This is a genomic window from Nocardioides sp. zg-1308, assembly GCF_013155375.1.
Lineage (GTDB): Bacteria > Actinomycetota > Actinomycetes > Propionibacteriales > Nocardioidaceae > Nocardioides > Nocardioides renjunii.
On record NZ_JABJQY010000002.1, the window covers coordinates 1,579,431 to 1,602,655 of the forward strand.

The following is a 23,225-nucleotide window of genomic DNA, read 5'->3' on the forward strand; positions in this document are numbered from 1 at the left end:
TCGACCCCGGGCGGAGCAGGTCTGGCCGCGAGGGCCGCCGGTCGGCACCTCAGAGGGAGGTGGCGGACCCTCGGCCGTTCCTAGCGTGCTGGTGTGACCACGATCCGCCGCACCCGGCTCACCCTGACCGTCCTCGTCCTCGCCCTGCTCACGCTCGGCTGCTACGCCTCGGAGGGCGGCGAGGACGCCCTCCGCACCGCCGAGGCGGTGGTGACGGGACGGACCGACGTCGACTCGCTCGCCCCCGACGACGCCGCGCTGACCAGGCTGGACCCGGAGCTGCTGGCGGCCGTGCGCCGGGCGACCCGCGACGCCGAGCGGGACGGCGTACGCCTGACGATCACCAGTGGCTGGCGCAGCAGCGCGCACCAGGAGCGGTTGCTGGCCGAGGCCGTCGAGCAGTACGGCAGCCTCGAGGAGGCCAGCCGCTGGGTCGCCACGCCCGACGCGTCGGCGCACGTCACCGGCGACGCCGTCGACATCGGTCCCACCGACGGCGCGATCTGGGTCGGCCGGCACGGGGCGGCGTACGGCCTCTGCCAGGTCTTCGCCAACGAGCCGTGGCACTTCGAGCTGCTCACCACGCCGGGCGGCCCGTGCCCGCCGATGCTGCCGGACGGGAGTGCGCCTCGGATGCCGCGGCCGCGTTGAGCCGCCGGATCGCGAGCAGGCTGATGGGCACGAGCGTCAGGTGGCATGCCGCAAGGGCGACGGTGCTGACGGCGTCGAGGTCGACCGGGAGCGTCATCAGCCCGATCGTGGCCACGGCGAGCGCCGCCGCGACGACGGACGCGACGGTCGCGATCCGCGGGACCCGTCCCACGAGCAGCGCGACGACCGTCAGCCCGAGGCCGAGCGGGACCGCGGAGAAGCCGGCGACCGTGACGGCGTCGACCGTCATCGCCTCGCCCTCGCGCGTGAAGGTGAAGTCGCCGCCGGCGAGCCGCCCCAGGGCGTACGCCGCGAGGTTGACGACGACCGCGGTGAGGACGGCGGCCAGCACGACGCCGGCGCGCCTCACGTCGGGCTCCCGGTGCGGTCGAGGTAGGCCGCGATGCGGGCGAAGGCGCCGTTCCACACCTCGGCGCCAAAGAAGTCGCGCACCTCGGGCACGGGGAACCCGGCCTGGTGCACCGACATCAGGGTGCCGTCGCCGTCGGGCTCGAAGGTGACGGTGATGCGGGTCGCCATCTCCTCGCCCTCCGGCGTGCGCCCGACGGAGTCGGTGACGAGGCGGTGGGGGCGGTCGATCTCGACGAAGGTCTGGGTCTCGCGGAACACGACGTCCTCGCTGGGACCCCACGCCGCGACCTGCTGGCCGCCGACGCGCAGGTCGACCGAGATGTCGACGTAGCCGGGCTCGTCGTCGAGGATCGTGAACCAAGCCTTCTGCTTCTCCGCGTCGGTGTAGGCGTCGAACACCTCCTCCGGCGTGGCGGGCAGGTGCCGCGACGTGCGGAGGTCGAGGTTGTCGGTCGTGTCGGTCATCGGTCCGTGCCTTTCTGCAGGGTGAACCAGGTGTCGAGGCCGTCGAGGCGTCGCTCCCAGAGGCGTTGGTAGAAGCCGATCCAGGCCATCGCGTCGTCCAGTCGCTCGGTGCCGAGGCGGCAGTGGCGCGAGCGCCCGACCTTCTCGGTCGACACCAGCCCGGCCTCCTCGAGGACGTGGAGGTGCTTCTTGACGCCGGTGAGGGAGATGCCGAGCGGCTCGGCGAGCTCGCTGACGGTGGCCGACCCCCGACCGAGCCGCTCGAGCATCGTGCGCCGGGTGGGGTCGGCCAGCGCCGCGAAGGTGCGGTCGAGGTCGGCTTGCTGAACCATGAGGTTCACCATCGCACACTGAACCAGGTGGGTCAACGTCTGTTTCGCCCCGGCTGTCACCATGGCGGCATGCCCAGCACCGTCCGCGAGCCCGTGTGGAAGGGTGCCGCGCTGCTCACCGGCGGCTTCGTCGTCGTGCTCTGGCTGCTCGAGATCCTCGACGCCGCATCGGGCAACGCGCTCGACGCGTACGGCGTCCAGCCGCGCAGCGAGGACGGCCTGGTCGGCATCGCGTTCGCGCCGCTGCTGCACTTCGGCTTCGGGCACCTGGTCAGCAACACCGTGCCGGTCGTCGTCCTCGGCTTCCTGACCCTGGCCACCGGGATCGCGCGCGGGCTGTTCGCCACCGCGATCATCTGGGTCGTCGGCGGACTGGGGGTGTGGGTCTTCGCGCAGCCGGGCAGCGTCCACGCCGGCGCCTCGGTCCTGGTCTTCGGGTGGATCGTCTACCTCGTGGTGCGCGGCTTCCTCAACCGCAACACGACCGAGATCCTCATCGGCGTCGTCGTCTTCCTGCTCTACAGCAGCGCCCTGCTCGGCGTGCTGCCCGGCCAGACCGGCGTCTCGTGGCAGGGGCACCTCTTCGGCGCGGTCGGCGGGGTCATCGCCGCGCGGCTGCTCACCACCCGCGTACGCAGTGAGTCGAGCATCACGTACTGAGCGGTAACAAACGCCGTACGTCGTCGTCGCGGGCCTCCTAGCCTGCCGCCATGCGTGCTCTCGCCCTCGCCCTGGCCCTGATTGTCCCCGCCCTCGCCGCCTGCTCCGGCGGCGACGAGGACCCGTCCGGCGCCGCGTCGGCCGTGGCGCACGAGGAGGACCAGGCCCTGGCCGAGTGGCGCTCCGCGGTCGAGGCCGAGCTTGGGTCGGACTCCTTCGACTTCGCCAGCATCCAGCAGGACGCGGCCGTCGACTGCCTCCGCACGGACTCCTCGGCGTGGACCGTCGAGCTGGCCCTCAGTGGCGACGTGGCCACCTCCGGGCTCACTCGCGTCGGCCTCGAGCACGCGTGCGGGGACGTCGTACCGGCGTTCGACGAGGCCCTCGCCGCCGTCGAGGCGGCCGCCGACCCGCTCGAGCTGGTCTGCGGGCCGGACGTCGAGCTGAGCGCCGAGGACTCCCTCAAGGCCGAGCTGGTCTGCGCCCACCGCTGACGGCGCCCTGGCGCGGCGCAACCCGCTCTCAGCGAGGCGCGGCGCTCACGAGGGCTCGACCGGTCCGGCGTCCCCGTCCGCCTCGGCGCCCGCGGCATGCGCCGCGTGCTCTGCGTCCTCCGCGCGGTCCTCGTCGTCGCGACGGCCGGGCGACGGCTCCGCGTTCACCGGGTCGGTGTCGAGGTGGGTCTGCGGGTCCGTCCAGGGCCCCGTCGTCGCGTCACCGGATGCGCTCATCTGCTGCTCCTCCTCGTCGACTCGTGCCTCGCTTGTACCCCGCTCGAGGAGGAGTAGTCAAAAAGGCCGCCGGCGGGGGTGTATGCATGTGCCCCCCAGGGGTACAGCGAGTTTCGTCGCGGGCCTGCCGTCATGGCCCCGGCACCAGCCGCGGGACCCGCCGGCCCTCACCTCCCGTACGCCGTGCGAGGGGGGACCGGCGGGGCTCGTTGGCCTCGCGCGGTGCATGCGGCTCGGGGGGCGGGGTACGGGCGTCCATGCCCGACCTCAGCTGCCTCGTCCTGAACTGCACGCTCAAGCCCTCGCCGGCCGACTCCAGCGCGGAGCTGCTCGGCTCGCAGGTCCTCGAGGCGTTCGAGGAGCTCGGGGTGGCCGGCTCGATGGTGCGCGTCGTCGACCACGACGTCCGCTTCGGCGTGACCACCGACGAGGGGGACGGCGACCAGTGGCCGACGCTGCGCGAGAAGCTCCTCGCCAGCCAGATCCTCGTCATGGTCACGCCCATCTGGCTCGGTCAGCCCTCCTCGGTGTGCAAGATGGTCCTCGAGCGGCTCGACGCCGAGCTCGGCGAGACCGACGACGACGGCCGCCCGTCGATGTTCGGCAAGGTCGCCGGCATCGGCGTCGTGGGGAACGAGGACGGCGCGCACCACGTGACGGCCGACCTCGCCCAGGCCCTCGACGACGTCGGCTTCACGATCCCCGCCCAGGCGACGACGTACTGGGTCGGCGAGGCGATGCAGGCCGTTGACTACAAGGACATGTCGCCCACGCCCGAGAAGACCGCGCAGACCACCCAGGTCCTCGCCCGCAACGCCACCCACCTCGCAAGGCTGCTGGCGGAGTCGCCGTACCCGGCCGGCTGATCGCGCGGCGATGATCGTGGAGGATCCGAGTCACCTGGTGGCTCGGATCTTCCGCGTTGTCCCGGCGGTCACCGGATATCCGGTGACTCCAGACCCGAGAGACCTATAGGGACCAGACCCACGGACCCCGACCCCTCACCGTCCGCGCAACGGCCCCTCGTCGAGGTGGTCGAGCAGGTCGCGGGGGCCGTCGTGGACCCGGGAGGCCCCGGCGGCGAGCAGCCGCTCGGCGGCCACGCCGCCGCTGCGCAGCCCGACGAACGCGGCACCGGCCGACTCGGCGGAGAGGGCGTCCCACACGGCGTCGCCGACGACGACGGCCGGACCCCCGCCGACGCGGGCGACCGCCTCGTCGACGATGTCGGGCGCCGGCTTGCTCGGCACGCCGTCAGACCCGGTCAGCACGGCGTCGAGGTGCCGGCGCACGTCCACCAGCTCGAGCAGGTCGTCGACGATGTCGGCCTCCGACGAGCTCGCCAGCACGACGCGGTGGCCGCGGGTGGCCAGGGCGGCGGCCAGCTCGGACGCCCCGTCGAGGGCACAGACGGTGCGCAGGGTGGCCTTGAAGTACTTGTCGTGGAGCGCCCGTACGTCGTCGCCGACGGCGTCCTCGGCGGCGTCACCGGCGACGTGGGCGACGAGCCGGTCCCCGCCCATGCCGATCGCCTCGTGGATCCGGACGCCTGACACGCGCAGGCCGACGTCGTTGAGCGCGGCCTTCCACGCGACGACGTGCTGGTAGACGGAGTCGACGAGGGTGCCGTCGAGGTCGAGGACGACGACCGGGGAGGTGAGCTCGGCAACCATGGCGGCCGGTACCCGCAGGGAGGGGTGGCATGCGTCGCCCCCCCGGGCGGGTGTGGCGTTCCCCGCCGGGCAGGAGCACCATCGATGGGCAGGACCACTGGGACGTCGAGGGGGACCGCCATGGAGCTCCTGCCACAGAGCAGGGAAGCACTGGACGAGTACGTCGCGCCGTCGATCGATGACGTCGAGAGCCTTCTGCGCGTGATCGAGGGCTGGGCCGTCCGGGCCGTGCCGGAGTGTGTCGCGCTGAGCGTCACGCTGCTGGACGAGGACCTGACCTTCACGCTCGTCGACCCCGCCGCGCGCCCGCTGGCGACGGTGCCGGGCGCGGGCGCCCCGGGTGCGCCACCCGCGCCGCCACCCGAGGAGGCCCATGCGCTCGACGAGGGCGGCTGGGCCGAGATGGCCCGGGAGCGGGCCTTCGCCGGGATCGCGAGCACGATCTCGCTGCCGGTCGTCGAGCACGGACGGGCCGTGCTCAACATCGACCTCTACGCCTCGACGGCGCAGGCGTTCCACGGTCGCATCGACGGGCTCGTCGACGCCCTGGGCGTGTGGCAGGCCGGTGCTGTCACCAACGCCGACCTGGGTTTCGACACCCTCCGCCGTGCCGAGGCCGCTCCCGAGCGCCTCCGCGAGCAGCGCCTCTTCGACGTGGCGGTGGGCCTGCTGGCCGCCCACCTCGGCGTGACCACCGAGGACGCTCTAGCGCTGCTGCGCGAGGCGGCCGAACGGGCGGGCATCTCCGAGACGCAGGCGGCCGACGTGGCGCGGACGCTGCTCGCCTGAGGGGGCGCGGACCCTGGCGGGCAGCGCATGCTCCCCGCCCTTCGGGGTACCTATCGCCCATGGAGCGACACCCAGCACCCGCCACCCGGCACATCAAGGTCGCCGTCGTCGACGAGAGCGAGCTCGTGGTGCACGGCATCCGCGCGATGCTGGAGCCGCACTCGGCCCTCGTCACCGTCGTGCCGCACCGGTCCGAGGAGCCGTCGCCCCTCTGTGACCTCACCCTCTACGAGCCCTCCGCCCACGGCCGGTCGATGGGGACGCGCGCGATGCCGCAGCGCTTCCCCACCCGGATGGTCGCCTACGGCTGGGACTGCAGCCCGGAGGCCGTGTCGACCGAGATGTCGCGCGGTGCCGCCGGCTTCGTCAGCAAGTGGCTCCCCGCCCGCCGACTCATCTGGAACCTCCTCCAGATCGCCGACGGTCGTGTCGTCGTCGACGCGTGGACCGGCCAGCCGGAGGCGAGCCGCCCCGCAGCGCAGAAGTGGCCCCTCACCCAGCGTGAGACCGAGGTCCTCTCGATGATCGCCGCCGGACGCGCCAACAAGGAGATCGCCGAGGAGACCAACCTCAGCATCAACTCCGTGAAGTCCTACATCCGCGGCGCCTACTCCAAGATCGAGGTCACCTCGCGCTCGCAGGCCGTCCTCTGGGCGATCCAGCACGGGCTGCTGATGTCGGACGGCGCCGACGCCGCGCGCTCCGCCGCTCCGGCCCGCCCGGTGGCCCACGCGCGGTCGTGACCCGTTTCGGCTACTTCCTCTCCTGCGAGGAGTACGCCCGGCGCAGCTGGTCGAGCAGGCCAGGCTGGCCGAGGAGGCGGGCTTCGACGCGCTGTGGATCAGCGACCACTTCCACCCGTGGAACAACGCGCAGGGCCAGTCGCCCTTCGTCTGGTCGATGATCGGCGCGATCGCGCAGGTCTGCGACCTCCCCGTCACCACCGCCGTCACCTGCCCCACGGTGCGGGTGCACCCGGCGATCGTCGCGCAGGCCGCCGCCACGTCGGCGGTGCTGCTCGGCGAGGGCCGCTTCCGGCTCGGGGTGGGCACCGGCGAGGCGCTCAACGAGCACGTCCTCGGTGACGCGTGGCCCCGCACCGACGTACGGCTCGAGATGCTCGAGGAGGCCGTCGAGGTCATCCGGCGGCTCTGGACCGGTGAGGTCGTCTCGCACGAGGGCCGCCACTACGACGTCGACACCGCGCGCATCTACACGCCGCCGGACGAGCCGCCGCCGATCTACATGAGCGCCTTCGGCCCCAAGGCCCTCGAGGTGGCCTCCCGGATCGCCGACGGCTTCGTCACCACCCAGCCCGATGCCGAGGGCGTGAGGATGTTCCGGGAGGCGAAGGGCCCCGACGCGCCCACCCAGGCCGGCCTCAAGGTCGCCTGGGCATCGACGCGCGACGACGCGATCGACGCGGCGTACGAGCTGTGGCCCAACGCGGGCCTGCCCGGCGAGCTCAGCCAGGTGCTGCCCAGCCCCCAGCACTTCGAGCAGGCCAGCGAGCTGGTGACCCGTGACGCGATCGCCGCCAACGGCGCGTTCGGCCCCGACGTCGCCGAGCACGTCGAGGTGTTCACGCCCTTCGTGGAGGCCGGCTTCGACGAGGTGTACGTCGCCAACATGGGCCCGCACTACGCCGAGATGATCGCGGCCTACGGCTCCGACGTGCTCCCCGAGCTCCGCCGCCGGGGCTGAGCACCAACCGCTGAGGGGCTCAGCGCTGGTAGTCGTCGACGTCCGACGGCTTGGCCTCGTGACCCTCGCGCCCGTGCGTGCGGCGCAGCTCCTTCATCTCGGCCTCGAAGACGTGGCGCCGCCCCTCGACGAGCTCGTCGAGCGCGCGCTGGTGGAGGCCCTTGGCGCGGGCGTAGTAGCCGTCGTCGAAGGCCTCGACCATCTGGAACGACCACATGCCGGGGAGCGGGTCGCCGCCGAGCACGTCGCGGTCGAGCGAGTCGGCGAGGTCCTCGTGCCCTGCCTCCTCGAGCAGCGCGTGAGCCTCCTCGAGCGTGCTCTCCCCGCTGCCCATCAGCCGGTGGAAGGCGTAGAGGTGGCCGCGGGCGTCCTCGACGTGGTCGAGGGCGGCCGACAGCTTGCCGAGGGCCTCGATGGTCTCGTCGGTCACGCCGGAGGGTCGCTGGTGCGCTGCGTCGCGTTCGTCACTCACGTTGTGAAGCCTCACACCCGGCGCGGAGTCACGACCACCCCACTTCGGGCGGGATGGGGCCGGCAATCGGCGCGTGTCAGCACATTGTCAGCGCGGGTCGGCGTCCGGTCCCTCGTCGCGTCTCGGGCCCTGCCCCCTCCGCGCGCCGGGGTCGCGCACGGGGACCCGCTTGGTCCGGACGATCTCGGAGGCGACGTCGCGGACCTTGGTGTTCTCGTGCGACGAGATGCGTCGGAGCACCTCGAACGCCGCCTCGCCGGAGAGGTCGAACCGCTCCATCAGCATGCCCGTCGCCTGCCCGATCTCCGCGCGGGTGCCCAGCGCCCGCAGCAGGTGCTCGTCCTCGATCGTGCGGGCGAGCACCACGGCCGCCACGGCCGCGATCGCCTGCCCGTGCGCGACGTCGTCCGCATCGAAGGCACGCGGCGTGCGGGAGTAGAGGTTGAGCGCGCCCCACGTGTGGTCCGCGCTGGTGAACAATCGGAAGCTCAGGCTCGCGCGCACCCCCAGCTCGCGCACCATCGCGCTGCCCCACCGGGGCCAGCGGGGGTCGGTCGCCAGGTCGCCCACGATGACGGTCGACTCCGAGCGGATGGCCTCGCGGCACGGGCCCTCGCGGAGGGCGTACTGCGCCTCGTCGAGCATCCGCAACCGCTCGGAGCTGGCCGCGGGGGTGCGGATGGCGTGGCGCTCGACGAGCGACACCCCGACGTGGTCGCACTCCTCGAAGAAGTCGGGAGCGAGGTCGACGAGTCGCTGGAGGGTGTGGATGGGGTCGGACTGCGCGTTGAGCGAGCGCACCGCGTCGGACAGCTGCTGGTCGAAGAGCGCGTCCATGTCCACATCCCTGCCTGGGTCGCTGACCCGCGTCGCCATGTCGGAAGGGGCGCCCGCATGACGAGCCCTTCACCGTCGCACTGCTCGTCCTGCACCGCAAGGGGTGACGGTCAGCGGCCCACCAGCGAGCGCAGGCCCGCCGCGACGGCCACCCCGAGGGCCGCACCGCCGACGGCGTCGACCGGGTGGTGGGCGCCCTGGCCGATCCGGACCACGGCAGCGGCGGCCGCCGCGCCGAGCACCGCGGGCCGTGCGCGGGACGGGAGGTCGGGCGCCACGAGTGCGGCGGCCGCGAACGCGATGGCCGCGTGCCCGGACGGGAACGAGCCACCCTCGACGGGCGCGTCGTCGCGGAGCACCGTCGGTTGGACGTAGAGCGGCCGCGGCGCCGGGCGTACCTTCTTGATGCTCACCTCGAGGGCCTTCTCCAGCGGCAGGGCGAGCGCCGACGCCAGCGCCAGTCGCCGACGTCCGGCGAGCGCGGCCACCACGGCGGTGCCCGGGAGGACCCACGGCGTACCGAGCTGCTGGAGCACGCGGAAGGGCCGCGCCTCGCCGTGGTCGTTGACCAGGGCGAACAGCCAACGGTCCGGGGCCGGGTGCCGGCGCGCGACCGTCGAGGCGAGGGCGGTGACCGCCAGGCCGGCGGCGCACGAGACGGCGTCGCGCTCGCGGATCCGGGGTTGGGTCATGGACGAGTCCTACCACGGCCGCCGGCCGGCGGGCGGCCGCCGTCCGGTGCGGGGGCGCCCCTCGGGACAACGTGGAAGATCGAGGTCACGTGGTGGCTCGGATCTTCCGCGATCTCCCGGCGGTCACCGGATATCCGGGGACTCCAGACAGCAGCGTCGCGCACAGGTCCCCGGCAGGGTTCCCCGACCCCCCGGACGGCATGCGTCCCCACCGGACGTACGTCGCGCGCGTGCGCATGCTCGGCGGCGCACCGGGGCACTGGCTCTCGTGAGCACCTTGGACAGAGCCGGCACGGAGTCGGCGCGCGCGACACGCGCGACCACGGTGCCCGACCCAGCAGCCGCGACGCCCGCGGCGGAGCAGACCGAGGAGGTCTCCAGTTCATGAAGGCAGTCACCTGGCAGGGCAAGCAGGACATGCAGGTCATCGAGGTGCCGGACCCCGTCATCGAGGAGCCGACCGACGTGATCGTGCAGATCACCTCGACGGGCCTGTGCGGCTCGGACCTCCACCTCTACGACCCGCTGTCCCCCTTCATGACGGCCGGCGACGTGGTCGGGCACGAGCCCATGGGCATCGTCCAGGCGGTCGGCTCGGCCGTCACGACCCTCTCCGTGGGGGACCGGGTCGTCGTGCCGTTCAACATCAGCTGCGGCACCTGCTGGATGTGCAGCCGCGGGCTCTACAGCCAGTGCGAGACCACCCAGAACCGCGACACCGGCACCGGCGCCAGCCTCTTCGGCTACAGCAAGCTCTACGGCCAGGTCCCCGGCGGCCAGGCCGAGCTGCTGCGCGTCCCGTTCGGCGACACGCTCCCGATCAAGGTGCCCGAGGGCCCGCCGGACGACCGCTTCCTCTACCTCTCCGACGTGCTGCCCACCGCGTGGCAGGCCGTCGAGTACGCCGACGTCGAGGACGGCGGCACGCTGCTGGTCGTCGGCGCCGGCCCGATCGGCGACATGGCCTCCCGGATCGCCATGCACCGCGGCCTGCGCGTCATCGTGGTCGACTCCGTCCGTGAGCGCCTGGCCCGGGTCCACGGCCGCGGCGCCGAGACCATCGACCACACCGAGGTCGACGGGGTCGGCGACGCCGTGCGCGAGCTGACCGACGGTCGCGGCGCCGACGCGGTCATCGACGCCGTCGGCATGGAGGCCCACGGGTCGCCGATCGCCGAGACCGCGCAGAAGGCCCTCGGCCTGCTGCCCAAGAAGGTGCAGGAGAAGGTCATGCTGACCGCCGGCTCCGACCGCCTCGCCGCCCTCCTGAGCGCGATCGACTCCGTGCGCCGCGGCGGCACGATCAGCATCTCCGGCGTCTACGGCGCCCCCACCGACCCGCTGCCGATGTTCGAGCTCTTCGACAAGCAGGTCCAGCTGCGCATGGGCCAGGCCAACGTGCGCCGGTGGAGCGACGACATCCTCGCGCTGCTGAAGGAGGACCAGGACCACCTCGGCGTGGACTCCTTCGCCACCCACCACCTGCCGCTGTCGCAGGCGCCCGAGGCCTACCGGAAGTTCCGCGACAAGGAGGACGGCATGGTCAAGGTCGTGTTCAAGCCGTGAGGCTGCCCAAGCCCCGCGGGCCGCTCAGCGAGTGGGTCGTCGCCCGGCTGACCGACGGCACCACCTCGGCGGCAGCGGCCCCGGCCGCCGGCTCCTGGGACGACGAGTGCATCGCGCTCTGGACCCTGCACGAGCTGTCGTACCGCGGCTTCGAGGACGCCGACGACCGCGCCGAGTGGGCGCCGGACCTGCTCGTCGTCCGCCACGAGCTCGAGACCGCGCTCGAGGAGCGGCTGCGGGCGCGCTGGCAGGAGTCCGGCGCGGTCGAGGTCGACGACCCCGCCCAGGTGCCCACCGCCCTCGAGTCGCTGGTCGCCGCGGACGACGGACCGTCCCTTGCCGACCACGTACGCCGGCGCGCCGACCGCGAGCAGGTGCTCGAGCTGCTGCGGCAGCGCTCGATCTACCACCTCAAGGAGTCCGACCCCTCCGCGTTCGTCGTGCCGCGGCTCCCGGTGCGCGCCAAGGCCGCACTGATGGAGCTGCAGTACGACGAGTACGGCGACGGCGACCCCAACCGGCTGCACGCCCACCTGTTCGCGCGAGGCCTGGACGCGATCGGGCTGCGCTCGGAGTACGGCGCCTACGTCGACGACGCCCTCCCCGAGACCCTCGAGATGAACAACGCCGGGTCGCTCCTCGGCCTGCACCGCCGCCTGCGCGGCGCGGCGATGGGCCACCTCGCCGCGTTCGAGATGACCAGCTCGCTGCCCTCGCGCAAGATGGTGCAGGGGCTGGACCGCCTCGATCTGGGCGGGCCGATGGCGGCGTACTACGACGAGCACGTCGAGGCCGACGCCATCCACGAGCACCTCGCGACCCGCGACATCTGCGGCACGCTCGCGGAGGACGAGCCCGACCAGGCGACGGAGATCCTCTTCGGGGCCTACACCTGCCTGGACATCGAGGCGCGGTTCGCCACCGCCCTGCTCGCGTCGTGGGACGTCTGATGGCCGCCGACCGCGACTTCGACCACCCCGACGTGGTGCTGTGCCCCGACGGCCCGCTGCTGCTCCGCAACGCCACGTCGGTGCAAGCCGCCGACGGGACGATCCACCCGGTCGAGCGCCCCGTCGTCGCGCTGTGCCGGTGCGAGAAGTCCAGCCGGCTGCCGTGGTGCGACGGGACCCACAAGGTGATCCCGCGGGGGTAGGTGCTCCGCCTCCGCCTCCGCCGCTCGAGCGGTGAGTGACGCAGGTTCTCGGCGTGCAGAACTTGCCTCACTCACCGCTCCGCGGCAGATGACACCGCTCCGCCGCTCGAGCGGTGAGTGACGCAGGTTCTCGGCGTGCAGAACCTGCCTCACGCACCGCTCCGCGGCAGATGGCACCGCCCGCGGCAGATGACACCGCTCAGGTCGCGCGTCGTACGTCAGCCCGCGCGGTCGATCCGCGCCAGGACGCCACGCACCTCCTGGCGCACCTCCACCATCTCCAGCCGGCCTTCGGCGAAGCAGGGCTCGTCGCGGAGGATGTCGGTCTGTCCGGTGGTCCCCACCTGGAGGACCGCGGACCCGCCTGGGGCGAGGTGGGCGTCAATGACGGCGAGGCACGCCCGGGCGACGTCGAGGCCGTCGTCGCCGCCGTCGATCGCGGTGAGCGGGTCCTCGGGGTAGCGGCCCGTCTCCTGGCGCGGCACCCACGGCGGGTCGGCGATGACGACGGGGAAGAGCTCGCCCGGGGCGAGTGCGTCCTCGAGCCGGCCCTCGCGGACCTCGACCCGGTCGGCCAGCCCGGCGGCGACGGCGTTGGCGCGGGCGAAGTCGCAGGCCACCGCGCTCGCGTCGACGCAGACGAGGCTGCGACCCGAGAGCGCCACGGACAGCAGGCCGATGTGGCCGGCACCCGAGCACAGCTCGAGCACGGGGCCGGCCGGGGCCTCCAGGGACAGGTCGGCCGCCCAGTCGGACTGGGCCGACGTCCACTCGCGCGGGCGCAGGACGCGCTCGTCGAACGCGATGGTCAGGGTGCCGAAGGTCATCTGCTCCGTCACGTGGACGCTCCTCGGTTCAGCCGGGACAGGAGGGCGGCGGGTCGCAGGCGACCGGTGCGCTCCTGCCAGATCGCGGCGCGGGCGGCATTGGCCCCGGCCGCGCCGTGGACGCCACCGCCGGGGTGGGCCGAGGCGGAGGCGAGGAACAGCCCGGGGACGCCCGTCGACGCCCGGCCCCGCATCGCGGGCACCGGCCGGAACACCAGCTCCTGGTGCAGCTGGGACGTGCCGCCGTTGACCGCCCCGCCGATGAGGTTGGCGTTGCGCGCCTCGAGCTCGTGGGGCCCCATCACCCGACGCGCCTGGACGAGGTCGCCGAAGCCCGGCGCCACGGCCTCGATGCGCGCCTGCATGCGGTCGGCGAAGCGCTCCGTCTCGTCGTGGTCCCACCGGCCCGTGATGCCGTCGGGACCGGCGTCGTGGCGGGTCATCCCGGGCTGCGGCACGTGGGTGTAGGCCCAGAACGACTCGGTCCCGGCGGGGGACCGGGTGGGGTCGCTGGCGGTCATCTGCCCGGTGAGGAGGAAGGGCCGGTCGGGCACGACGCCCGACGACACCTTCGCGAGCGTCTCGGTCATCTCCTCGACGGAGTCCGCGACGTGCACCGTGCCGGGGACCTTGTCGGGCCGGTTGCGCCACGGGATGGGGCCCGACAGCGCCCAGTCCACCTTGACGGTGCCGGGGTCGAGCTCGAAGTCGCGCATCCCGCGCACCAGCCGCGGGGGCAGGTCCTCGTCGGGGACGAGCCCGCCGAAGAGGTGCGCCGCGGAGACGTCGGCGAGCACCGCGCGGGCGGCGTACGCCTCCCCGTCGCGGGTGCGTACGCCGGTCACGCGGCCGTCGCGCACGTCGACGGCCGTCACCTCGGTGCCGGTCTCCAGCCGGCCGCCGAGGCTGGTGAAGCGGCTGACGAGCGCGTCGGTGAGCGACTGCGCCCCGCCGCGCGGGACGGGGAAGCCGACGGTCTGCCCGAGCATGGTCATCAGCACGCCGAAGACCCCGGAGCCGGGTGAGGCGAGCGGGAAGTCGGCGTGGCCGGCGTTGCCGGCGAGCAGCAGGGCCGCCGCCGGCCCCTCGAACAGCTCGCGGCCGAGCGAGGCCACCGGGGTGGCCAGCATCCGCACGGTGTCGAGCCCGCCGGTCCGCGCCACCGCGGGCAGCAGGCGGGCGCCGGCGCGCACCGGCGGGAAGGGCGAGATCAGGGCGTCGACCATCGCGGGACCGATGCGGTCCCACGTGCTGCACAGCTCGAGCCACGTGTCGCCGTCGCCGGGCTGCAGCGCCTCGAGGCCGGCGGCGGTGTCGTGTCGGTCGCGGTGGAGGATCGCCCACCTGTCGTCGCCGAAGGGGTGGCCGAGCACTGCGGGCGCGTGCTCCCACGCCAGGCCGTGGTCCTCGAGGTGGAGCGACCGGATGGTGCGCGAGGCGAGCGCCAGGGGGTAGAACGCGCTGAAGGTGTCGTGCACGAAGTCGGGGTGCAGCTCGCGGTCGCTGCGGACCGCGCCGCCGGGCGTCGGCTGGGCCTCGAGGACCAGCACCTCCCAGCCGGCGTCGGCGAGCAGGTTGGCCGCGACGAGGCCGTTGGGGCCGGCGCCGACGACGACGGCGTCGTAGGTCCCCGGCGCGCGGCCGGTCACTTGGTCCGTCCCTCCACCACGAAGGCCAGCCGCCGCAAGGTCTCGATGTTGCGGTGGTGCAGCTGGAGGTCGCGGAGCGGCTTGGGGACGAGGAGGCCCGGCCCGGCGCTGGCGTCCTCGACGATGGTCACCGTGGTCGATGCCCCGTCGGGCTGGAGCGAGATGTCCACGTTGGCCTGCCCGGCCGGCCAGCCGCGCGCCAGCAGCAGCAGGTGGCTCTGCTCCTCCACCTCGAGGACCGAGGTGGTGTCGTCGATGAGGAGCGGCCACGTGCCGACGCTGTGGTGCAGTCGCGAGCCCACCGCCGGCCACGTCTCGTCGACGTCTCGCATCCGGGACGCCCCGACGACGAAGAGCGGGTAGAGCCAGCCGTCGGCCAGGACCTCCCACACCCGGTCGGGCGTCGCCGCGATCGAACGGCTCGTCGTGCTCATGCTGTCTCCTTCGCTCGGGCGTCGGACGGGGCTGCCGTGCGGACCCAGTCGTCGTGGTGTCGACGGACCAGGCCACGCTCCTCGAACGCAGCCAACCATCCCTCCATCGGCCAGTGCCCCCACCGGGCCCGAAAGATCCGTCCGTTGCGCAGGATGTCGTCGACGTGCTCGACGGGAGGGCTGCTGACGGGGTGGTGCTGGTGGTAGGCGCGGGCACCGCCGACCCAGCCGAGTCCGACGCCCGCGGCGAGCACCGTGCGCGCGAAGTCGGTGTCCTCGCCGCCGTAGCCGACGTAGTCCTCGCAGAAGCCGCCGGTGCGCTGCCAGGTCCCGGCGGCGAGGGCGAAGGACAGCGACCAGAACAGGTCGGGGTCCGCGGACTCGAGGAGCTCGCCGGGGGCGGGGTGCGGCCGCGCGGGGTGCGGGTCGTCCCAGGCCGCGAGGGCCGACGGGTCGTCGGGATAGCCGGTCGCGGGAGCGGGAGGGAGGTAGGTCACCGGGCCCGACCAGACCGAACCGGGGTGGGCCCGCACCACGTCGGCGTACGCCGCCACGAGCCCGGCGCCGGCGAGGCAGTCGACGTCGAGCAGCACGACGACGTCCGCCCCGGCGTCGAGCGCGGTGCGGACGCCGAGGTTGCGGGCGGCGGCCAGTGGGAGCGCCCCGGCGGGCCCCCGACCCGTCCGGACGACCCGCGAGGCGAGGTCGCCGTCGCGGCGGTCCACGATCGCGGGGTCGTCCATCGCCACGACGACGTAGTGGTCGGGCAGGTGGGTCCCGCGCGCCAGCGCGCGGTGCTGGGCGGCGAGGTGGTCGTGACGTCCGTGGGCGATGGTCACCACGGCGACCCCGCTCATCCGGCGTCCCCCGCGACGACACGGGCGCGGGTCGCCATCACGACGTCGGCGAAGCGGTCGGCCGCGTCCCCGTCGCACCAGTCCGCCCAGCGGCGCGCGTCGAGGGCGGCGGCTCGCTCGAGGACCTCTGGCCACTCGTCCCCCGGCCAGGCGGGGCACACGACGGCGGGCCAGCCGGTGGCCAGCACGTCGCCGGTGGTGCGCTGCTCGCGGTGGGGCCGGTCCTGCGGCACGACGACCGCCGGCGTCCGTGCGGCCGCGGTCTCGGCGAGCGCGTTCTGCCCGGCATGGGTGACGACCACGCCGGCCTCGGCCAGGACCGACGAGGGGTCGTCGACCCACGTGCTCCGGTCCGCGCCGAGGATCCGCCACTCCCAGTCGGGCGTGGCTCGGCGGGCCGCGTCCACGTCGGCGCCGGAGATGTCGTGCCCGCCCGACCCGAGCAGGAGCGCGACGGTCCGTGCGCCGGGTGCGCCGGGTGCGCCGGGTGCGCCGGTGGCGGTCGGTGCCGGGCGCACCGGGTGGCGCGACAGCGCCCCGACGGGCACCAGCCGGCTGCGCAGGTCCTCCGGGAGGCCGGGCGTCATGCCGGTCGCCTCCTCGGGCCAGAACCCGACCAGCGCCTCGGCGACCCCCATCCCCAGGAGGTGGGCGGGGTCGTCGCGTCGCCCGGGCAGGACCACGGACACGGCGGGGACGCCGTGCAGCCGCGCCAGCAGGAGCACCTCGACCGACACGTCGACGACGAGCAGGTCCGGCCGTGCGGCGTGGAGCCAGGCGGACAGGGCGGCGGCCCGCTCGCGCGTGCCGTCGTGGTGCAGCGGCGCCCAGTGCAGGTGGCCGCGGGCGGTGACCTCGCGGGTGGCGCCGTCGTCGTCGGCGGGCAGCCGCAGCCACTCCCCGGTCCAGCCGGCAGGACGGGGGAGCGAGGACAGCCCGGTGACGGCCACGCCCTCGGCGCCGAGCCGTGCCGCGAGCACCTCGGCGCGGTGCCGGTGACCGCTGCCGACGTGGTGGACGTAGTAGCCGACGGTCCCGCGCGGGCGCGTCACGCCGCGTCGTCCCGCCGGCAGACCTCGTCGTAGATCGCGAGGTAGCCGTCAAGCATGGCGTCGGCGCTGCACGTGGCCTCGGCGTACGCCCGCACCGCCCGCCGGTCCAGCCGCGAGGCGCGGTGGATCGCGTCGGCCAGGGCAGCGGTGTCGCCCGGCGTGACGAGCACGCCGACGTCCGGGTCGACGACCTCGGTCAGCCCGCCTCGGGCGTAGCCCGCGACGGGGGTGCCGCAGGCGAGCGCCTCGGCGGCGACGAGGCCGTACGGCTCGTCCCACAGGGGCGTCACCACGGCGGCCGACGCCGATCCGATGAGCCGCGCGAGGTGGCGCTGGTGCAGGTGGTCGGCATAGGTCACGCCGTCGCCGAGCTGGGGCTCGATCACCTCGCGGAAGTAGCGAGGGTCCTGGCGGGGGCCGACGAGCACGAGGGGGAGCCCGGCGAGGCGGCACGCCTCGATGGCGTCGTGCGCGCCCTTCTCCGGCACCAGGCGTCCGGACCACACGACGGGTCCGCCGCCCTGGCCGACGGGCCAGGCCGCGAGGTCCAGGCCGTTGTGGATGACGGTGCTGGGGACGACGTGGCGCCACGACCGCGAGGTCCACTCGCTCACCGCGACGAAGGAGGACGCGGTGGCCTCCAGGGCCAGCGCCGACTCGAGGAACGGCAGCGGAGGCGTGTGCAGCGTCGTCACCATCGGCACGTCGACGGCCGGTGACATGGCGATCGGCAGGTGGTGGAGGCTGTTGTTGTGGATGAGGTCGTAGTCGTCCGGCCCGGAGCGGGCCAGGTCGAGCATCAGGCCCAGGTAGGCGTGGTGCTCGGCCAGCCAGGCCGGACCGGGCGCGAAGCGGTCGGCGAGCGCCTCGGCGCTCGGCTCGAAGGTGTCGAGCTCACGGAGACGGACCGGCAGCGAGCCGTCCGAGCCCGGACCGGCGAAGAGCGTGACCTCATGTCCCCGCGCCGCGAGCCCCCGCGCCATCGTGTGCGTCATGGCCTCGAGTCCGCCCGCGAAGGGTTCGCGGATCGGGAAGCGGCTGGAGGCGACGAGGCAGATCCTCACCTCTCGGGGTCGAGCACGGACTCGTAGATGCGTGCGTGCGCGGCGGCGACCTGTGCCCGTTGTCGCCGACGCATCTCGACACTGGCCGGGCGCGGGGCCGCGGCGTACGCCGTCCGGACCGCGTCGGCGAGGCTCTCGACGTCGAGGTGCCGCTCGTCGTGTCCGTAGGTCAGCACCGGTGCCTGGTCGGCGAAGTAGCCGCACGACGGGGCGACGACGGCCGTGCCGAGGTCGCGGCAGGCCTCGAGCCACCCGCTGTGGGTGCCGAAGCGATAGGGGAGGACGGAGACGTCGAGCGAGGCGAGGTAGTCCCAGAGGCCGTCGTCGTCGAGGAAGTCGTGGATCCGCAGGTCGACCTCACCCCGTGCGGAGTGCTCGAGGAGCATCCCGGCCAGCTCGGCGTCGTAGCGGGGACCACCGGGCGTCAGCACGTCGCGGTGGCCGTTGACCTGCAGGACCGCTCCGGGAAGGTCGCGCAGCGCGTCGACGAGGACGGGCACGAGGGGGTGCGGGTGCATCCCGGCGCGCAGGCTCTTGACGTGCACCCCGACGCGGAACTCGCGCTCGCGCAGCCCGCGGCGGCGTACGTCGCGCATGGCGGCGGCCCGGCGCATCACGTCCAGGGGGACGACGTGCGGGTGCGGCACCACGAACGCCTCGCGGCCCCACCGGGACCGGATCTCGTCGGCGGCACCGCGGGTGAGGGTGATGACGGCGTCGGCCGCCGGCACGAGGACGTCGAGCTGCTGGTCGTGGGCGGTGCGGTCGGCGTGGTGGGGGTTGCGCAGGTCGTGCACCGTGAAGACGAACGGCTTGCCGCGGCGTCGCAGGGCGGCCACCAGCTCCTCCAGGTCTTCCACGCTCCGCGCGTCGAAGCCGAAGTGGAGGTGGAAGACGTCGAAGTCGTGGCTCTCCACCCACGAGGCGTCGAGCATCACCGGCGGCCACCACCGCTGGGTGTCCGCAGCGCCCTCGGGCACGGGGTCGGGGAGCCGGCGCGGGCCGGAGCCGTCCTCCGGGGCCAGGTGGCGGACGTAGACGTGCGACGCGGGGACCGAGGCGACGACGACCTCGCGGTCGCTCGACCGCCTCGGGACAGGCGGCGCAGCCGCGATCGCGTCGGACATGGTCACGCGCACGGGTACCCACTCGAGCGTCTCGTATGCGCGTGCGACCCGGCAGATCACCATCCCGAGGGAGGTGTCGCGTTGAACAGCGCTCAGGGGGAAGGATAAATTCACGCCCGACTCCAGAACACGGGTCGCAGAAGCGATGTCCTCAAGGATCTTCTTTGTCGTTCCACGACTCCGTGGCCGTGTTCGCGGCCCTCGCTGCCGACCTGCAGCAGGAGCCTGACGAGGCCCTCACCTCGCTCGCTGTCGTCCTCCGGATGCGCGAGCTCGTCCCCGATGCCGACCAGGTCAGCCTCATCGTCCGGACGTCCCGTGGGCGCCACGAGACGCTTGCCGTCACTGCGCCGCTCGCCGCCGAGGCCGACGCGCTCCAGTACGCCCTCGACGAGGGGCCGTGCCTCGAGGTCGCCGATGCGGGCGGTTGGCTGCGCAGCGGCGACGTCGGCGCGGACGCCCGCTGGCCGGCCTGGGGTCCCCGGGCCGCGAGCCTGGGTGTGCGCTCGCTGCTGGCCGTCGAGATCACGGACCGGGACGGGCCGCTGGGCGCCCTCAACCTCTACAGCGGCACGGGCGGGGCGTTCGCCGAGCGCGACGTGGTGGACCTCGCCCTCGCCTACGCGGCCCACGCCACGACGGCGCTGTCGTCCGCCCACAGGGCGGAAGCGCTGCAGGCGGCCGTCAGCTCACGCCACGTCATCGGGATGGCCCAGGGCATCGCCATGGAGCGCTACGGCATCGACCAGCAGCAGAGCTTCGAGCTGCTGCGCCGGCTCTCCTCCACGACCAACGTCAAGCTCCGCGACGTGGCGGCGCAGATCGTGGAGACGCGCGTCGTCCCGCACGAGCGCGCGTCGGAGAGCGTCGACGACTGAATCAGGCCGGCAGGCCGCCCTCGCCGAGGACGTGCTCGGCGACGGCGCCGATCTTCGTCCGGCGGCTGCGCGCCGCGAGCCGCAGCGCGTTGAAGGCGGTGACGGAGTCGAGCGACTCCTTGGCCATCAGGAAGCCGACCGCCCGCTCGATCACCACGCGGTAGTCGAGGGCGTGCTGGAGCTGTCGGGACAGCTCACCGGCGGTGTGGGCCCGGAGGGCGGCGGACAGGGTGCTGGACACGACATCCGCGTAGCGGGCCAGGGCCGCGACCTCGCTCGCGTCCCACTCGTGGGGCTGCTCGCGGTAGACGTCGAGGGTGCCGACCGGGACCCCGCCCAGGCGCACCGGCGTGCCGAGCACCGCGCGTACGGGCTGGTCGGCCATCGCCGCGGCGAGCACGGGCCACCGCTCGCCCTCCGCCGTCACGTCACGCGTGGTGACGACGGTGGCCGTCACGAACGCCTCCGTGCACGGACCCTGCCCCGACTCCGTCTCGACCTTCTCCAGGATCCGGCCCGGACCGTCGCTCGCGGCGACGTAGGACAGCACGTTCTGCTCGTCGGCGATGAGCAGGCCGGCACCGCCCACGCCGAAGAGGTCGACGCACGCCGCGACGACCTGCTCCAGCACCGGGATGACGCTGCCGTCGTCGCCGGGGGACCGGCTGAGCCGGCGGAGGCTCTCGGCGAGGGCCGCGTCGTCGATGCTCATGGAGCGGGATCCTCCCCCGTCCGCGCCGACGCTGGCCAACCGGAGGCGGGCAGGTGGTCGGTGAGGCGGCCCAGCGCCGCGACGTCGTCGGCGTCCGCGGTCCCGTCGTGGGTGGCCACGAGGACCGCGGCCACGGTGCGGACCTTGGTGTTGCTGTCCTGCGAGACCCGGAGCAGCGTGCGCCACGCCTGCTCCGTGCTGCAGTGGTAGCTCGCGGAGACCAGGCCGATGGCCATGCCGATGTCGCGCTGGGAGCGCACGGCCTCGTGGAGCTGGGAGACCTCGTCACGCAGCGCCTCGGCCGGAGCGGCCGGGGCCGGTTCGCCCGCAGGAGGGCAGGGTGGGGCAGACATCCGTCACCTCTTCATGACGCAGGTCCGCGGACACAGGGCGGATCTCCAACAAGTGCGTCGCCGACCCTACAACTGGTGTCGAGCATCGGCTCACGGTGGGCTGGTGACCGGATGTGGGCTAGAGTCGAGGTGACTCGAGCCCATGGGTCCTTCGCTCTCCGTTCGGGGAGGCACACGCATGTCAGAGCTCATGGCCCGGCGCGGTTCACCCCCCGCCGTCGACCTCGACTTCGAGGGCGGCGGTGACGAGGCGCGCCACTGGCTGGACACCGCCTACGGCACCACCCTCCGGCTGACCGGCCGGATGGGCGCCGTCAGCCATCACCGCCGCGACCACGGCGGCGTGGCGTTCGACCAGCTCCGGATCGACTCGCCCGTCGACTTCGACTCCGACGCGATGCCGTTCCTGGTGGTGGTCGACGTGCTGCACGGCGCCATCGAGTACTCCCGCGGCGACGTCACCGACCGCCGGCACGACGGCGGCACGGTCCTCGCCGCCGGCTGGGACATGCCCTTCGCCGGCCGCGGTGAGGGCTACGAGGTGCGCAACACGACCATCACCGCCGAGGTGCTGACCGCGGCCGTGGAGGACGTCGTCCCCGACTACCCGTGGGAGCACATCTCCTTCACCAGCTTCGTCCCTCGCACGCCCGAGGCCGGCGCGCGCTGGCGCGCCACGGTGGACCAGATGAGCGCCAGCTTCCCCGGCCTTGACGCTCCCCTCGCCCACGGGGAGGCATCGCGCCTGCTCGGGCACACGCTCCTGCAGACGTTCCCCAACAACGTCCTGGACGGGACGCCCGGGCGCGAGCTGCAGCGCGACGCGCGGGACGCGACGCCCTCGGCGGTGCTCCGAGCCCAGCGCTTCATCGAGTCCTGCCCCGACCAGGACCTGAGCCTGGCGGTCATCGCGCGGGCGTGCCGGGTCACCCCCCGCGCCCTGCAGTACGCCTTCCGCCGGCACCTCGGGTGCACGCCGATGGCCTACGTACGCCGGGTGCGGCTCGACCTGGTGCGGCAGTCGTTGCGAGACGGCTCGGCGCTGACGGTCAGCGACGGCGCAGCGCGCTTCGGCTTCTACAACCCCGGTCGGTTCGCCACCGAGTACCGCCATGTCTTCGAGGAGAACCCGAGCGAGACGCTCCACCGCGCGGGCGGCTGACCCCTACCCGACATCGGACGGTAGCGCAACGTTTCGCTTTTCGGCTGGTGCACTGGTCTGGACCGTGGCACGGTCGAGGAAGAAACTTGCTGGAGACCACGGCAAGCGTCATCTTCTGCCGAAAGGACACGAGCCGTGGTCACCACCTCGATCGTTCCTGTCAGCTCCACCCCCGCGACGACCACCCTGTCGTCCGTCCCCTCGCCCGTCCGCCGGTCCTTCCGTGCCCCTGACGGTCCGGAGCGAGCGCGGCGCACCGACGACATCGTCTCCGGCCTCCGGTCCGCGGGGCCCGACTCGGGTCCGGACTCCGAGCACCACCAGCTGACCCGTCAGCTCATCGAGACCAACATCGCCGTCGCCCGCTCGATGGCCGCCCGCTACCGCAACCGCGGCATCGACCTCGACGACCTCGAGCAGGTGGCACTCCTCGGCCTCACCAAGGCCGCGCAGCGATTCGATCCCTCCGCCGGGCACGACTTCCTGTCGTTCGCGGTCCCCACGGTGCGCGGCGAGCTCCGCCGGCACTTCCGCGACTCGGGCTGGATGATCCGGCCGCCGCGCCGCGTGCAGGACATGCAGGCGCGGGTCGCGTCGGCCCATGAGGAGCTCGAGGCCCAGCTCGGCCGCTCGCCCCGTCCGACGGAGGTCGCGGCGCACCTCGGCGAGCAGCTCGACGACGTGGTCGAGGCCCTCGCCGCGGACGGGTGCTTCACGCCGACCTCGCTCGACGCCACCGTCGGTGACGGCACGTCGAGCCTGGGCGACCTGATCGGCCACGAGGACCGCGCGATGCGGTCGGCCGAGGCCCGCATCGTGCTGGACCCGGTCATCCGGCGGCTCTCCGCACGCGACCGGCGCATCGTCCGGATGCGCTTCTACGACGAGCGCACCCAGCAGGAGATCGCCGACGCCGTCGGTCTCACGCAGGCGCAGGTCTCGCGGGTGCTCACCCGCATCCTGGCCGACCTCCGGGCCGACCTGGGCGAGTCCCGCCCCGCCGCCTGACCCCG

Annotated in this window: 30 protein-coding genes; 13 read left to right on the plus strand and 17 right to left on the minus strand. The window is 73.6% G+C overall.

Going from position 1 to position 23,225, the window contains the following annotated elements:
- Positions 1–93 precede the first annotated feature (93 nt).
- Positions 94–651, plus strand: coding sequence for a M15 family metallopeptidase (locus HN031_RS09315; RefSeq protein WP_172269274.1), 558 nt, complete (start codon positions 94–96; stop codon positions 649–651).
- On the opposite strand, the gene HN031_RS09320 is transcribed toward HN031_RS09315, so the two are convergent.
- The 3 genes from HN031_RS09320 to HN031_RS09330 are packed head-to-tail and all read right to left on the minus strand — an operon-like array spanning position 578 to position 1,820.
- Entirely contained in the window at positions 578–1,021 is a 444-nt protein-coding gene (locus tag HN031_RS09320; RefSeq protein ID WP_216652095.1) for a DUF6069 family protein, read from the minus strand. The genes HN031_RS09315 and HN031_RS09320 overlap by 74 nt on opposite strands.
- Positions 1,018–1,488, minus strand: coding sequence for an SRPBCC domain-containing protein (locus HN031_RS09325; protein ID WP_172269277.1), 471 nt, complete (start codon positions 1,486–1,488; stop codon positions 1,018–1,020). The genes HN031_RS09320 and HN031_RS09325 overlap by 4 nt, the downstream gene beginning before the upstream one ends.
- Positions 1,485–1,820 (minus strand): metalloregulator ArsR/SmtB family transcription factor, encoded by a 336-nt coding sequence (locus HN031_RS09330; protein WP_172269280.1) that lies wholly within the window; start codon positions 1,818–1,820, stop codon positions 1,485–1,487. The genes HN031_RS09325 and HN031_RS09330 overlap by 4 nt, the downstream gene beginning before the upstream one ends.
- Positions 1,821–1,889: 69 nt before the next feature.
- Between HN031_RS09330 and HN031_RS09335 the strand changes: the two genes are divergently transcribed.
- Positions 1,890–2,480 (plus strand): rhomboid family intramembrane serine protease, encoded by a 591-nt coding sequence (locus HN031_RS09335; protein WP_172269284.1) that lies wholly within the window; start codon positions 1,890–1,892, stop codon positions 2,478–2,480.
- Between the two features lie 50 nt (positions 2,481–2,530).
- Positions 2,531–2,974 carry a hypothetical protein gene (locus HN031_RS09340; protein WP_172269287.1) on the plus strand — a complete coding sequence of 148 codons (444 nt, stop codon included), beginning with the start codon at positions 2,531–2,533 and terminating at the stop codon, positions 2,972–2,974.
- A gap of 45 nt (positions 2,975–3,019) precedes the next feature.
- Here the strand turns inward: HN031_RS09340 and HN031_RS09345 are convergent, their stop codons facing one another.
- Positions 3,020–3,211: a hypothetical protein gene (locus tag HN031_RS09345; protein WP_172269290.1), complete on the minus strand. Its 192-nt coding sequence runs from the start codon at positions 3,209–3,211 to the stop codon at positions 3,020–3,022.
- 257 nt (positions 3,212–3,468) lie between these two features.
- Between HN031_RS09345 and HN031_RS09350 the strand changes: the two genes are divergently transcribed.
- Positions 3,469–4,077 carry a flavodoxin family protein gene (locus HN031_RS09350; protein ID WP_172269293.1) on the plus strand — a complete coding sequence of 203 codons (609 nt, stop codon included), beginning with the start codon at positions 3,469–3,471 and terminating at the stop codon, positions 4,075–4,077.
- A 135-nt stretch (positions 4,078–4,212) separates the two neighbouring features.
- On the opposite strand, the gene HN031_RS09355 is transcribed toward HN031_RS09350, so the two are convergent.
- Positions 4,213–4,884, minus strand: coding sequence for an HAD family hydrolase (locus tag HN031_RS09355; protein ID WP_172269296.1), 672 nt, complete (start codon positions 4,882–4,884; stop codon positions 4,213–4,215).
- Between the two features lie 120 nt (positions 4,885–5,004).
- Between HN031_RS09355 and HN031_RS09360 the strand changes: the two genes are divergently transcribed.
- The 3 genes from HN031_RS09360 (at position 5,005) to HN031_RS09370 (ending at position 7,377) form a co-directional block, all read left to right on the plus strand.
- Complete coding sequence (locus HN031_RS09360; protein ID WP_172269298.1) at positions 5,005–5,673, plus strand: ANTAR domain-containing protein; 669 nt, start codon at positions 5,005–5,007, stop codon at positions 5,671–5,673.
- A gap of 59 nt (positions 5,674–5,732) precedes the next feature.
- Positions 5,733–6,416 (plus strand): response regulator transcription factor, encoded by a 684-nt coding sequence (locus HN031_RS09365; RefSeq protein ID WP_172269300.1) that lies wholly within the window; start codon positions 5,733–5,735, stop codon positions 6,414–6,416.
- 91 nt (positions 6,417–6,507) lie between these two features.
- A complete protein-coding gene (locus HN031_RS09370; protein WP_253943319.1) occupies positions 6,508–7,377 on the plus strand; it encodes a TIGR03557 family F420-dependent LLM class oxidoreductase in 870 nt (289 codons plus the stop codon).
- A 19-nt stretch (positions 7,378–7,396) separates the two neighbouring features.
- Here HN031_RS09370 and HN031_RS09375 read toward each other — a convergent pair whose 3' ends face one another.
- The 3 genes from HN031_RS09375 to HN031_RS09385 all read right to left on the minus strand — a co-directional run bounded on the left by HN031_RS09375 (position 7,397) and on the right by HN031_RS09385 (position 9,378).
- Positions 7,397–7,849, minus strand: coding sequence for a hypothetical protein (locus tag HN031_RS09375; protein ID WP_172269302.1), 453 nt, complete (start codon positions 7,847–7,849; stop codon positions 7,397–7,399).
- Positions 7,850–7,936: 87 nt separating this feature from the next.
- Positions 7,937–8,686 (minus strand): GAF and ANTAR domain-containing protein, encoded by a 750-nt coding sequence (locus HN031_RS09380; RefSeq protein ID WP_172269304.1) that lies wholly within the window; start codon positions 8,684–8,686, stop codon positions 7,937–7,939.
- Positions 8,687–8,796: 110 nt separating this feature from the next.
- Positions 8,797–9,378, minus strand: a complete 582-nt coding sequence (locus HN031_RS09385; RefSeq protein ID WP_172269306.1) for a phosphatase PAP2 family protein — start codon at positions 9,376–9,378, stop codon at positions 8,797–8,799.
- A gap of 384 nt (positions 9,379–9,762) precedes the next feature.
- Here HN031_RS09385 and HN031_RS09390 point away from each other — a divergent pair, with 384 nt between their 5' ends.
- From HN031_RS09390 to HN031_RS09400, 3 genes are read left to right on the plus strand one after another with little or no spacing between them, the layout of a single operon-like run.
- Positions 9,763–10,944: a zinc-dependent alcohol dehydrogenase gene (locus tag HN031_RS09390; protein ID WP_172269308.1), complete on the plus strand. Its 1,182-nt coding sequence runs from the start codon at positions 9,763–9,765 to the stop codon at positions 10,942–10,944.
- Entirely contained in the window at positions 10,941–11,894 is a 954-nt protein-coding gene (locus tag HN031_RS09395) for an iron-containing redox enzyme family protein (RefSeq protein WP_172269310.1), read from the plus strand. Before HN031_RS09390 ends, HN031_RS09395 begins: the two co-directional genes overlap by 4 nt.
- Complete coding sequence (locus tag HN031_RS09400) at positions 11,894–12,097, plus strand: CDGSH iron-sulfur domain-containing protein (RefSeq protein ID WP_172269312.1); 204 nt, start codon at positions 11,894–11,896, stop codon at positions 12,095–12,097. The genes HN031_RS09395 and HN031_RS09400 overlap by 1 nt, the downstream gene beginning before the upstream one ends.
- Before the next feature lie 218 nt (positions 12,098–12,315).
- On the opposite strand, the gene HN031_RS09405 is transcribed toward HN031_RS09400, so the two are convergent.
- From HN031_RS09405 to HN031_RS09435, 7 genes are read right to left on the minus strand one after another with little or no spacing between them, the layout of a single operon-like run.
- Positions 12,316–12,936, minus strand: coding sequence for a methyltransferase (locus HN031_RS09405; RefSeq protein WP_367650712.1), 621 nt, complete (start codon positions 12,934–12,936; stop codon positions 12,316–12,318).
- Entirely contained in the window at positions 12,933–14,573 is a 1,641-nt protein-coding gene (locus HN031_RS22285) for an NAD(P)/FAD-dependent oxidoreductase (RefSeq protein WP_172269314.1), read from the minus strand. Before HN031_RS22285 ends, HN031_RS09405 begins: the two co-directional genes overlap by 4 nt.
- The gene (locus HN031_RS09415) at positions 14,570–15,007 is read right to left on the minus strand and encodes an SRPBCC family protein (protein ID WP_172269316.1); all 438 of its coding nucleotides are present in this window, start codon (positions 15,005–15,007) and stop codon (positions 14,570–14,572) included. Before HN031_RS09415 ends, HN031_RS22285 begins: the two co-directional genes overlap by 4 nt.
- Positions 15,004–15,864: a glycosyltransferase family 2 protein gene (locus HN031_RS09420; RefSeq protein WP_172269318.1), complete on the minus strand. Its 861-nt coding sequence runs from the start codon at positions 15,862–15,864 to the stop codon at positions 15,004–15,006. The genes HN031_RS09415 and HN031_RS09420 overlap by 4 nt, the downstream gene beginning before the upstream one ends.
- A complete protein-coding gene (locus tag HN031_RS22290) occupies positions 15,861–16,916 on the minus strand; it encodes a glycosyltransferase (protein WP_172269320.1) in 1,056 nt (351 codons plus the stop codon). Before HN031_RS22290 ends, HN031_RS09420 begins: the two co-directional genes overlap by 4 nt.
- Positions 16,913–17,980 (minus strand): glycosyltransferase family 4 protein, encoded by a 1,068-nt coding sequence (locus tag HN031_RS22295; RefSeq protein WP_322920931.1) that lies wholly within the window; start codon positions 17,978–17,980, stop codon positions 16,913–16,915. The genes HN031_RS22290 and HN031_RS22295 overlap by 4 nt, the downstream gene beginning before the upstream one ends.
- Positions 17,977–19,107: a glycosyltransferase gene (locus tag HN031_RS09435; RefSeq protein WP_172271530.1), complete on the minus strand. Its 1,131-nt coding sequence runs from the start codon at positions 19,105–19,107 to the stop codon at positions 17,977–17,979. Before HN031_RS09435 ends, HN031_RS22295 begins: the two co-directional genes overlap by 4 nt.
- A 164-nt stretch (positions 19,108–19,271) precedes the next feature.
- Here HN031_RS09435 and HN031_RS09440 point away from each other — a divergent pair, with 164 nt between their 5' ends.
- Entirely contained in the window at positions 19,272–19,985 is a 714-nt protein-coding gene (locus tag HN031_RS09440) for a GAF and ANTAR domain-containing protein (RefSeq protein ID WP_172269324.1), read from the plus strand.
- Position 19,986: 1 nt separating this feature from the next.
- Here HN031_RS09440 and HN031_RS09445 read toward each other — a convergent pair whose 3' ends face one another.
- Together HN031_RS09445 and HN031_RS09450 are read right to left on the minus strand one after the other, a co-directional pair.
- Positions 19,987–20,697, minus strand: a complete 711-nt coding sequence (locus tag HN031_RS09445) for a GAF and ANTAR domain-containing protein (protein WP_172269326.1) — start codon at positions 20,695–20,697, stop codon at positions 19,987–19,989.
- Positions 20,694–21,050: an ANTAR domain-containing protein gene (locus tag HN031_RS09450; protein ID WP_172269327.1), complete on the minus strand. Its 357-nt coding sequence runs from the start codon at positions 21,048–21,050 to the stop codon at positions 20,694–20,696. The genes HN031_RS09445 and HN031_RS09450 overlap by 4 nt, the downstream gene beginning before the upstream one ends.
- A gap of 178 nt (positions 21,051–21,228) precedes the next feature.
- On the opposite strand from HN031_RS09450, the gene HN031_RS09455 reads away from it, so the two are divergent.
- Together HN031_RS09455 and HN031_RS09460 are read left to right on the plus strand one after the other, a co-directional pair.
- Positions 21,229–22,212, plus strand: coding sequence for a helix-turn-helix domain-containing protein (locus tag HN031_RS09455; protein WP_172269328.1), 984 nt, complete (start codon positions 21,229–21,231; stop codon positions 22,210–22,212).
- Between the two features lie 135 nt (positions 22,213–22,347).
- Positions 22,348–23,220, plus strand: a complete 873-nt coding sequence (locus HN031_RS09460) for a sigma-70 family RNA polymerase sigma factor (protein WP_172269329.1) — start codon at positions 22,348–22,350, stop codon at positions 23,218–23,220.
- Positions 23,221–23,225 lie beyond the last annotated feature (5 nt).